The sequence below is a fragment of the Paeniglutamicibacter kerguelensis genome, from assembly GCF_017876535.1.
GTDB lineage: Bacteria > Actinomycetota > Actinomycetes > Actinomycetales > Micrococcaceae > Paeniglutamicibacter > Paeniglutamicibacter kerguelensis.
Window position 1 is genome coordinate 639,825 of record NZ_JAGIOF010000001.1, and the last position, 11,338, is coordinate 651,162.

Annotated in this window: 7 protein-coding genes; 3 read left to right on the forward strand and 4 right to left on the reverse strand. The window is 66.6% G+C overall.

Going from position 1 to position 11,338, the window contains the following annotated elements:
* Positions 1–41: 41 nt before the first annotated feature.
* The 4 genes from JOF47_RS02855 to JOF47_RS02870 all read right to left on the reverse strand — a co-directional run bounded on the left by JOF47_RS02855 (position 42) and on the right by JOF47_RS02870 (position 7,662).
* Positions 42–3,944, reverse strand: coding sequence for an endo-alpha-N-acetylgalactosaminidase family protein (locus JOF47_RS02855; protein WP_209995836.1), 3,903 nt, complete (start codon positions 3,942–3,944; stop codon positions 42–44).
* Between the two features lie 566 nt (positions 3,945–4,510).
* Positions 4,511–6,139: a DUF5671 domain-containing protein gene (locus JOF47_RS02860; RefSeq protein WP_209995838.1), complete on the reverse strand. Its 1,629-nt coding sequence runs from the start codon at positions 6,137–6,139 to the stop codon at positions 4,511–4,513.
* 1 nt (position 6,140) lies between these two features.
* Positions 6,141–6,602, reverse strand: a complete 462-nt coding sequence (locus JOF47_RS02865; protein ID WP_209995839.1) for a hypothetical protein — start codon at positions 6,600–6,602, stop codon at positions 6,141–6,143.
* A gap of 7 nt (positions 6,603–6,609) precedes the next feature.
* Positions 6,610–7,662 carry an LLM class flavin-dependent oxidoreductase gene (locus JOF47_RS02870; RefSeq protein ID WP_342592693.1) on the reverse strand — a complete coding sequence of 351 codons (1,053 nt, stop codon included), beginning with the start codon at positions 7,660–7,662 and terminating at the stop codon, positions 6,610–6,612.
* Positions 7,663–7,972: 310 nt separating this feature from the next.
* On the opposite strand from JOF47_RS02870, the gene JOF47_RS02875 reads away from it, so the two are divergent.
* From JOF47_RS02875 to JOF47_RS02885, 3 genes are all read left to right on the forward strand, one after another.
* Positions 7,973–8,539, forward strand: coding sequence for a YceI family protein (locus JOF47_RS02875; RefSeq protein WP_209995843.1), 567 nt, complete (start codon positions 7,973–7,975; stop codon positions 8,537–8,539).
* Between the two features lie 207 nt (positions 8,540–8,746).
* Positions 8,747–9,943 (forward strand): tRNA dihydrouridine synthase DusB, encoded by a 1,197-nt coding sequence (dusB, locus tag JOF47_RS02880; RefSeq protein ID WP_209995845.1) that lies wholly within the window; start codon positions 8,747–8,749, stop codon positions 9,941–9,943.
* Positions 9,944–9,951: 8 nt separating this feature from the next.
* Positions 9,952–11,235: a deoxyguanosinetriphosphate triphosphohydrolase gene (locus JOF47_RS02885; protein ID WP_209995846.1), complete on the forward strand. Its 1,284-nt coding sequence runs from the start codon at positions 9,952–9,954 to the stop codon at positions 11,233–11,235.
* The last annotated feature ends 103 nt before the right edge of the window (positions 11,236–11,338 follow it).

The window sequence follows — 11,338 nt, forward strand, 5'->3', positions numbered from 1 at the left end:
CATCCCGGGTGCAAGGGCCCCAACCGCGTGGTCGCAATCGCCTACTTGCAGGTGAACTTGGCGTCGGCCCAGTCCGCGTGGTCGTTGCCGTTGCCATCCCCGGCGACGTCGGCCACCAGATCCACGTACTCGGCGCCGGTGATGTCGGCGCTCAGCCCGAAGGTCTCACTGGTTGCCCGCATCACCGGGGAGCCGGCGACGGACTTGCCGTCGGCCCGCACGGTGAAGCCGACCGAGCCCAGGGTCTTCTGCGCATCGTCGATCCCGACCTGCGCCGTGAAGGAGCTGCACTTGCCGCCCGTGTAGTAGCGCACGGTGCTGGGTGCGTGCGCGCCCAGGCCCTTGGGGTAGACGACCCCGTTCAGGGTGATGGGCGGACCGTCGCCCTGCCCGTTTTCGCCGTTGGCCTTGTCTTTCTCCACCGGGCCCCAGCCGTTGTCCGCGCTGACCCACTGGTGGTCGCTGGCATAGACGGTGCCCGCGGGCGGTGCCGGAAGCGTGTAGACGGCCACGTCGTCGGACACCGTGCGCGTCCCCACCGGATCGGCCGTGGTGGTGTAGCTCGCGGTGGTGCCGACGGTGTAGTCGCCGTCCGCGGACGCCGGGGGCACCACGGTCCAGGTGGTTTCCAGCTTCTGGCCCGGCGCCAGCGTGGAGGCGGTGTTCGCGGTCTTTGCCGTGGCGCTCCAGCCCTCGGGAAGCTTGAGGGCGACCTTGAGGTCCTTGATGTCCGCCGGCTCGTCGCTGGTGAACGTCGTGGTGAACGTGTTGTCCTGGTCCTGCTTGATCACGTCGCCTTCCAGCTCAACGGCGACCTGGCCGCAGGCGGGAATGCTTTCCGCCTTGCCAAGGTCCTCGATCAGCAGGTTGTCCAGGGAGAAGTCGGCCTCAGAGTTGCCGCCGACGCGTTCGAGTCCCACCCAGGTGTCGCCGCAACCGCCGGCCACGATGGTGTCCTTGAACCGGGCGGTGTCCAACTGGCGCGGCAACGCCTTGCCTTGGGTCTTGACCGTGCCGTTGGCAGAAGCGTAGCCACCGACCCAGTTGTATTCGCCCGCGAGGGCGTTCTGGTAGTCGAAGCTGACCCGGTACTCGTGGCCCGGCGTCATGGGGACCGTGTAGTTGGAGGTCCGGTACACCAGACCCGGGCCGCCGTTGGGGCCCTTGTTCTCGGCGTGGGACTTCAGTGACCATGTGCCGTCGATGACGTCGTCGGTTGCCTTCGAGTTCCAGCCGGACTGCGTGTAGGGCGCATTGAGTTCCGCCAGGTGGGTGCGGGGGTCGGTGGACCCGCCGGCATCGCCCTTTTCAAAGGGGCCCCAGCCCTGGTCGATGTCCTCGAAATCCTCGGAGATGACGCCGGTGGTGGCCACCTTTGAGGTGGACGCGACCCGCACGTCGTCGATGCGGACCTTGGCCGCACCCTCGCCGGCAGCGATGCGCAGCGTGGGGGTGGCCGATTTTTCCACGTCGACGAGCACGCGCAGGCGCTGGAAATTGGTGCCGTGCTTCTCGTCGGCGGCGACGTAGTTGGTGGCCCGTGAGCTGCGGACGGTGTTGGCTGCGGATTCGACGCCCTTGCCCTCGACGGACAGGGTCGTCTCCCGGGTCGCTCCCGGTTCCACCTCGACCCACGCGCTGACCGAGTAGGTCCCCGGTTCCAGCTTTCCCAGCCGCTGGGTGATGGCCGAGCGGCCCTTGCCCAGCACCGCATAGGTGTGGCCCTTGGCGTTGCGCTCGGTGGTTGCCGAGCCGGAGGGATCCCAGGCCTTGAGGGAGCCGGCATTGAAGCCGGGATCCGCGACAGGGGTTCCCTCGCCGAATTCGGCCTTCTGCGGCAGGACCTTGCGGGCGTCGCCCACCAGCACGTAGGGCTGGCCGGCTTCGGCGCTCAGCGTGACCTTGCCCTTGCTGGCCCGCGGCTGGCCGACCAGTTCACGGCCGGTGTCGTTGAGCTTGTACAGCTTGTAGCCGCCGTTCTGGCGGAAGCGCTCAGGCAGCGTCCAGGTGGAGGTGCCGCCCTTGGCGCTGTAGTGGTAGAGCTTGCCCGGTTCCTTGCCGCTGGCGTCGAAGGTGCCATCCGCGGCCCATGGCAGTAGGTAGGTGTCCCCGCGCAGCACCTCGGCACCTCCGTCGGTGATGACCCGGTCCGCCGCCGAGGTCCCGGTGACGGAAATGCCGCCGGTGAGGTCGATCCGGTCCTTCTCCCACTTCATGATTTCCTGCTGCTGCAGGTACTTGGCCGGGAGGTTCTTTCTCCAGATGTTTTGGTAGAAGGCGTTGTAGTCGGTCTGCCCGGTCCAGCCTTCCCACTCGACGATGTTGGCGTTGCCGAGCAGCGGGTGCGGGTTCCAGGTGTCCTTCTGCGAGTTGAGCGCAAAGCGGATGATCTCCGAGTTGACGCCCTTGTTGTTGGATCCGCCGTACTTTTCGTCGGTGGCCCAGTGGGACCACGTGTTGTTCCGGTCCAGCGAGTGGGCCCACTCTGAGCTGACCCTGAAGCCGTTCTTGACGAGTTCCTTCTGCAGGCGCTCGGCCAGCCAGCCGTACTGGTAATAGACATCGACGTAGACCATGTCCAGGTTCTCGTCGGTCTGCTCGCGGAACTTCTTGATGCGGTCGGCGAGGTTTCCGGTGAGGATGTCCTTGCGCTGGTTGATGTAGTAGGACTGGTCCAGCCAGCTCCAGCCCTTGGCCTTCGGGTCCACGAGGTCATCGGAGAAGAACTTTGATTCCGGGTAGGCCTCGGTCTGGTTGATGTGGACGCCATAGGAGGCGTTCCACTTCTTGCTGGCCTCCAGGAGCTGGTTCAGGTCCTTCAGGCCGCCGGCGCGGGTGTTGTAGTTGTCTGCGAAATCAGTGTTGGCCGAATCATGTCCCTCGTTGCCGAACCCCTTCAGGATGGCCGACTGGCCGAGTCCGTCGGTGGCCAGCGCGATGCGCTTGGTGTCATCCAGGGTGCGCAGGAACGGGTGCGTGGCCTGGGACGCAAAGTTGAACGGGATGCGCTGGACTACCTTGTCCTTGACGTCGCCGCTCCTGTTCGGGAGCACCGCGATGTCGCGCAGGGCGATGGCCGCGTCCTGCCAGTTGACCGAGTCGTCGCCGTTGGCGTCCGCGGTGATCTTCACCTTGGACCACGGCAGCTCCTCGGTCTCGTTCGACTCGTTGGCGCGGTAGAGCCAGTCGCCGCTGGAGATGCCGACGCGCACGTGCTCGCCGTCTTTCACGGCCTGGCGCTGGAATCGGCCCTGGCTGCGGTATCCGGAGCCGGCGGACGTGTCATACAAGGAGTTTGATTCCAGCGCGGCCGCAAGCTCTCCGGTGGTGGCCAGCGCGAATGCCGACTCCTTCGGAGCGGCGTCGACGGGGGTGGAATCCGTGACGTTCGTGAAGGTGTCCCCGGTTTTCGCACGGTCCACGGAGAGATTGGCCGTGGCGACCTGTGCACCGGAGCTGGTCGAGGACACGCTCACCAGGTTGTTCCCGGGGATGCCCAAGGTACGGATCTTGGTGGCGGTGCCGTCGGTGATGCCCGTGACGCGGAACGTCATGACGGAGTCCTCGACGCTGATTCGCGCGTCGATGACCGCGCCGGGAATGCCTGGAATGGTGATCCGATAGTCCATCGTCGAGTGGCCCGCGGGCGTCGAGGTCACGTCGACCTTGTGCGTCTCGCCGTTGACCTTGATGGCCTTGATCGGTGTGGTGCTTCCGTCGACGGATGCCAATGTGGCCGCCTCGGTGTACTTGAGAACCTGCGGGAAGTCGCGCGAGACCGTGACCTTGAGTTCCTTCGACGAAATGGTGCCCGTTGATCCCTCGGGGGTCTGCGGCAGGGCCATTGCGCCGGTCATGCCGAGGGGGACAAGCGCGGATGCCGCGATGGCTCCGATTGCTGTCAGGGCGACGGCCCTTCGAGTCTTTCTTGGTGAACTTCGCATCGTGCTCCTTGTTGATTGCGAGCGGTCCAGGCCCACACGACGTCCCCAACCAACGCGGTGCCAAACCGTACGGCCATGTTATGGATAACAACCAAAGTGTGGCACGGGTCATGCTTGCGGGTAAAGCAAATCGCAAAGAATGCTTAGTTTCAGTACTTTTGTACACATTGACAATATTGTGATCCATATCAACGAGTTGATCGCAGTCGTGGCTCGGCGGTGCTGCGGGTTGCAACTTCCCTGGGCAGTTCTTGACCTGCAGCCCATGCCGGCAGCAACAAGCGACGAAGGCGAAGGCAATCTCCACGACAACGACCGCTGCGGGGAGGGAGCATGTGCGATGCTCTGCGTTGAGTTGTATCGGGGGCCAACTCGGTCCGCGGTTCGGTGACGAATCGGGCGCGAATCAAATCACGGCCATTTCGACAACCACGATCGTGGCCACGGCGTAGCAACGGGGGGCGGGAAAAGCCGCCGATCACGCAAAACGGCGCTGCCCGGACTTCCCCGCAAGGGGATCCGGGCGTCGCCGTTGGCGTTTTCCGTGGTTCCGCCGAGGGCGGGTGCTATTCCAGCTCGATGGCCCGCACCTCGCCCGGACCCTCGACGAGCAACATGATCCGCGTGGCCGTTCCTTCCACCGTGCCGATCGCCGCGGCCAGCTCTTCCTCGGTGGCCAGATAGCCGTCCCCGGCCCTGGCCAGCAGCTGGACCCGGGCACCCGTGGACTTCGCCAACGCGGCACGGAGAGACCCTGTGCCGCCGCCGGCCACCAGGACAATCGAATCCAGGCTTCCGGTCCCTTGGGCATCAGCGGATTCCAGCACCGCGCGGTCGGCGCGCCAGATGGCAAAGTGGTAAACCGAGACCAGCGCGGTGGCGGTGAGCAGCCCGACCGGTGCGCGGACCGACTCGAGCAGGCCGGAGGCCAGGCGGTCCGGTTCCAGCAGGAACTCGATGAGCCGGAACCCGGCCACCAGCAACGCAACCAGGGCGACCACGGCGCTGACGCCGAAGACCGCCACCAGGTAGACCCTGCGCCCGCGTGGATCCGCCTGCTGCCCCGGGCGCCACGCCCGCCACCATGTCAGTGCGCCCAGCACCAGCCAGATGACCCCGGCCAGCAGCAAGCTCCGGGTGTTGTTCCCGGCCAGCGGGGGAGTCAGTGAGGCCAGCAATGCATTGACGCAGACTCCGAGCCCCGAGGCGCCCGCGGCCAGGCCAAGCCCGGAGACCACCTGGCGCGCGGCCTCCACGGTGCCGGGCGAGCGCCCGGCGAACCATGGCGGCGCGAGGCTGCAGACCATGGCGCCGGCAAGGGCCATGCCCAGTGCCAGTGGAGCGGGTGCCAGCAGCTGCAGCGACGGTCCGCGCAATGCCGCATTCCCCAGCGTGTAGAGCAGGAGTCCGGTGCCGCCCATGGTCGCCGCGCCCGCGGCCAAGACCCCCACGAGCACCAGCGCGACATCGGCGAACCCGCCGCGGACTGTCCCCATGCCCAGGTGCGTCCAATGCCACCACCACAGGGCCAGGCCGCCGGCGATCCACGGCAGCTGCGCCAGCACGCCCTGCCACCAGGGGTTGCCGATCAAGGGTGCGGGGAAGTAGACGTCAAGCACGGCGGAAAAGACGACGGACAGTGCCGTGGCCGTGGCGGCGGCGCCAATGAGCAAGCCGTACCAGCTGCCCAGGATCCCCGGAAGATTCGGCAGGACCCGTGGCGCACGCCGGGCATCGCGCCAGATCCACTGGTGCCACCACCAGACCCCGCCCCAGACCAGGGCCCCGGCGAGGTCACGCCCCCAGCCCTCGGTGCGTCCCGAGGCCAGGTTGCCCAGCAGAGAGAACAACGCGGTGCTTCCCGCGACCAGGGCCGTGGCATACATTGCCGCAAGGTAGAGGCCCCAGGCAGGCGCCCCGGATTCGGCCGGTTGCAGCAGCCGCTTGGCCAGCGAACGCCAGAGCAGCAGCGCCAACGGGCCCGCAATGACCAGGAAGGCGATAGACCTGGCTAGGGCCGAGGTGCGGTCGGTCCCGGTCAGCGCCCCGGGCTCCAGGGCAATGGCCAGCAGCCCAGAGGCGCCCGAGGCCGCAACGGACACCAGGATGAAGAAGAGGATGTAGAGCACCAGGCGTCGCACCGTGGGCAGTGCGCCGGTGGTCCGTTCGCCCGTGGTTTGTGCGGAGGCGGCCATCTCACTTCACCGCCGTGTCGCTGCAGGCCAGCAACGGCCAAGGGGCGGAACTGATGGCCCAGCTGTCCTGCCGCGGAACCAGGGTAAAGGAATCCTCGTACCCCGACTCGCCCAGTCCGAGGGGGCCGCGGACCGAGGTTTCGGTGATCGAGACCAGGACCGTGGCACCGGCGCCGTTCCGCTTAGTGGACAGCAGCGCAACGCGCAGGTCCGCCCGGTCGGGGTTTGCCCCGGTCGGGCAGTCCTTGAGCGCTTGGGCCGTCAGCAGCGCCGCGGCTTGTTCCTGGTCGCCCGCCAGCAGCGAAGCGACGTAGCTTTGCACGACGCCCTCGGGGGAGTGCGGATCCACCGGGGCGCCGGCCCCGCGGGTGAGCACCACCACGAGCGCCAGGACAACCAGGAGCACCGTGATGCCAAGCAGGATCAGCGGCGTGCGATTCCCGGCCTTGGGCAGGCTTTTCATGCATCAATTATGCAGCGGAATCCGCGGTGCGACTGCCTTGGTGGGACTTCCAGCCGAGCTCGCGCGCGATGTTCGCGATCTCAGTCATGACATGGGCGTTGTAGTCCACGCCGAGCTGGTTCGGCAGGGCGAAGAGCACGTAGTCCGCCTCGGTGATGGCCTCGTCGTCCATGAACTGCTGCGCCACTTCCTCCGGGGAACCGGAATAGGTGGGGCCGGAGCGGGCCACCGAGCCGTCGAGATAGCCCACCGAGTCGCCGCGTTCACGGCGCCCGAAGTACAGCTCGTCCTTGTCGGTGGTGATCGGGAACGCGCTGCGGGTCACGGCAGTCATGCCGCCGGTGGTGTGGCCGCTTGCGGCGTACGCCTCCCTGTACTGGCGCAGCTGGTCGGCCTGCAGGACGTGGAACGGCCGGCCGTCGTCTTCCAGCAACAGCGTGGACGAGAGCAGATTCATGCCCACCGAGGCCGTCCACAAGCCCGAGCCGATCGTTGCCGCGCCCCACCAGATCCGGTTTTCCAGGCCCGGGGAGATCGGGTTGATCGGCAGCAGCTCGTCCTGGCCATGGTGGTGGTGTCCGCCGGGCACCGGGTGGGCGATGCCCGCACCGGAGATGGCCTTGCGGAAGAGCGCAGTGCGCTCACGCGTCTCGTTGGCCCAGCTGTTGCCCGCTTCCAGGTCGTAGCCGAATTGTTGCTGGCCGTCGCGGGCCGGCTCGGGTGAACCACGGCTGACGCCCAGCTGCAACCGCCCGCTGCTGATCGCGTCGACGGCGCCGGCCTGCTCGGCCATGTAGAGCGGGTTTTCGTAGCGCATGTCGATCACCCCGGTACCGACCTCGAGCGTCGTGGTCTTCGCCGCCATGGCGGCCATCAGCGGGAACGGCGTGGAGATCGAGTTGCCGAAGTGGTGCACCCGCATCCAGGCCCCGTCGAATCCCGATTCTTCTGCGGCAACGGCCAGGTCAACCATCTGGCGCACGGCATCGGCACCCGTTGGCACCGGGGAGTTGCTGGAGCCCCCCGAATGGCCAAAGGTCAGAAACCCAATTTTCTTCACGTTCCACCTTCTATGCATGCAAAAGTATGTACATTGGGTACAGCTCATTCCGTGGCAATACTATTCCCGCACGTGAAGCACGCCGCTTGCGGTGCTGCAATTGGCATGCCGCACCGGCGGCAGGGTTTTCGCCCTGGCGACCGCGGACCCCGATCGGACCGGCCGTCAACGGTCGGGCGCCGCCCCGGCACGGGGTACCTCAAAGCTTGCTTAAAAGAATGCGGAAGCTTGGGGACGGGCGCCGATTGCGTTGGTAGTCTGATCATTAATAGGGGATCCGTCTACCCGCATGACAACCAGAGGGGGAACAATGACCAAGCTCGAACCGTCATACGCCGGAACGTGGCGACTTGATCCGACGCACACGCGTATTGGATTCAGCGCGCGCCATGCCATGGTGACAAAAGTAAGGGGCGCCTTCAACGAAGTGGAGGGCGTGATCAACGTCGACGTGGAGGACATCTCCAAGTCCAGCGTCGAGATCACGATCAAGGTGGCCAGCGTCGACACACGCAACGCCGACCGCGACAAGCACCTGCGGACCAACGACTTCTTTGATGTGCCGAATTATCCAGACATAGTTTTCCGCTCGACCCGCATTGACCAGGTGGAGGAGAACAGCTTCATCGTCAACGGGGACCTGACAATCAAGGACACAACAAAAGAGGTTGCCGTCCCGATCGAGTTCACCGGCGTCGAAACCGATCCCTACGGGAACCTGCGTGCAGGTTTCGAGGGAAGCCGCCGCATCGACCGGCGCGAGTACGGCGTGAATTGGAACCAGCTGCTTGATTCCGGGGGCGTACTGGTCTCCGAGCGCGTGCTGCTCGAGTTCGAGATTTCAGCCGTCAAGGATGCCACGGCCGGGACGGCCTAAACACGGATTCCCGTGGATCCCTGCGGCCATCGTGCCGGCGGGATCCACGGGTGTTGGCCTGCCGCGGCGCGCGTCCGGCAAGTTCGCGGGTGCAAGCCGGACGCGCCCCGGCCGGTCAGTTGGGTGCCGAGGGTGCCGGGCGCGGCTGTGATGCACAACTTAGCCCGCACCGGTACCCGATTTGCACATGTTTGAGAGAATGGGTTAGTGACTGTAACTGCCGATTCCCCAGTAAGCCCTGCGCCGTCGGGCGCCAAGCTCGAGCTGCCCCCGCTGCAGCTGGGCAAGCACACCGTGCAAACCCCGGTGATCCTTGCGCCCATGGCGGGCATCACCAACAAGGCTTTCCGCCGCCTGTGCCGTGAATACGGCGGCGGCGTCTACGTGACCGAAATGGTCACCTCGCGCGCACTGGTGGAACGTAACCCCGAATCGATGCGCATCATCTCCCACGACCCGGACGAGGAACTGCGCTCGGTCCAGCTCTACGGCGTCGACCCCAAGACGGTCGGTGCCGCGGTGCGCCTGATCGTGGAGGAAGACCGCGCGGACCACATCGACCTGAACTTCGGTTGCCCGGTGCCCAAGGTCACCCGCAAGGGCGGCGGAGCGGCCCTGCCGTGGAAGACCGACCTGTTCACTGCCATCATCAAGGCGGCCACCACGGAGGCGGCCCGCGGCGACGTGCCGCTGACCATCAAGATGCGCAAGGGCATCAACGAGGACCACCTCACCTACATCGAATCGGGCAAGATCGCCCGCGACCACGGCGTCGCGGCCGTCGCCCTGCATGGCCGCACGGCAAGCCAGTACTACTCGGGCAAGGCCGACTGGGACTCGATCGCCAAGCTACGCGAATCCCTGCCGGACATCCCGGTGCTGGGCAACGGCGACATCTGGAGCGCCGAGGATGCCGTGGCCATGGTCCAGCAGACCGGCGTCGACGGCATCGTCGTGGGCCGCGGCTGCATGGGCCGCCCGTGGCTCTTCGGGGACCTGCAGGCCGCCTTCGACGGCACCGACAAGCGCTACACCCCCGGCCTGGCGAAGGTCGCCGAGACCGTGTACCGCCACGCCGAGCTGCTCACCGAGTACTTCGAGGACGAGTTCAAGGGCCTGCGCGACATCCGCAAGCACATGGCCTGGTACTTCAAGGGCTACCCGGTTGGCGGGGACATCCGCTCGGCCCTGGCCCAGGTGCCCACCCTCGAGGTGCTGCGCGGGCTGCTGGACCAGCTGGACCTGGACATGCCCTACCCGGGCAAGGACGCCGAGGGCCAGCGCGGCCGTGCCGGCTCGCCCAAGAAGACCCATCTGCCCGACGGCTGGCTCTCCACGCGCGACCTGAACGAAAGCCACAAGGCCATGATCTCGGCCGCCGAACTCGACGTCTCCGGAGGCTAAACCAGTCCATGTCGCAGATCCCCGGATACACGGCGGCGGACGAGGAACGTTGGGTTCCCGAACCGCCAAAGAAGGCCTACCGCACCGCTTTTGAGCGCGACCGCGCGCGGGTCCTGCATTCCTCGGCGCTGCGCCGGCTGGGCGCCAAGACCCAGGTGGTGGCCCCGTCCTCCGACGACTTCGTGCGCACCCGGCTCACCCACTCCCTGGAGGTGGCCCAGGTGGGCCGCGAGCTCGGTGCGACCCTGGGCTGCGACCCGGACGTCGTTGACACGGCCTGCCTGTCCCACGACCTGGGCCACCCGCCCTTCGGCCACAACGGCGAAACCGCGCTCAACGAAATGGCCAAGGACATCGGCGGGTTCGAGGGCAACGCCCAGACGCTGCGCCTGCTCACCCGGATCGAGACGAAGACCTTCAGGCACAACGGCGCCTCCGCGGGTCTGAACCTGACCCGGGCAGCGCTCGACGCCGCCTGCAAGTACCCGTGGCTGCGCTCCGACGCCCCGGAAAAGGACGGCAAGACGACGTCGAAGTTCGGGGTGTACACGGACGACGCGCCGGTCTTCGACTGGCTGCGGGCGGGTTCCGACGCCGAGCCACGGCAGACGTGCATCGAGGCGCAGGTCATGGATCTGGCCGACGACATTTCCTACTCGGTGCACGACGTTGAGGACGCGATCAACGCCGGCCGTTTCCAGCTGCGTTGGATCAAGGACGCCGAACAGCGTGCCCGCGTCATCAAGTTCACCCGCCAGTGGTACCTGCCGCAGGTGGAGGACGACGTCATCGACGCCGCCATCAGGCGGCTGGAGGCAACCAGCGAATGGGTACCGCACACCGACGGCTCGCGCCGTTCCATGGCCGCGCTCAAGGACATGACAAGCCAGTTCATCGGGCGCTTCTGCCAGTCGGCGATCGACGCCACCCGCGAACAATACGGCGACGGCGTGCTGACCCGCTTCAACGCCCGGCTGATCGTGCCCGAATCCACCGAGCACGAGATCGCGGCCATGAAGGGCCTGGCCACCGCGTACGTGATGACCAGCGACGAGCGACAGCCCATCTACGCGCGGCAGAGCGAGATCCTCACCGAACTTGTCACGCTGCTGCAGGAAACAGGGGACAGGTACCTGGATCCGCTCTTCGCCGCGGACTGGCGTGACGCGCGGGACGACGCAGACCGACTGCGCACCGTCATCGACCAGGTGGCATCGCTCACCGACGCCTCGGCCATCGAATGGCACGCCACCCTGGTGGAGGGCAAGAGCTTCAACGAACGGCTCTTCTAACCACTCAGGTCCCCGCGGGCTTCGGCGGTTTCCCGGTGGATCCACGCGGGCAACGGCGCGGGCGGCCCGCCGTCCCCGTGCCCATCCACACCAGGGCGCCGGC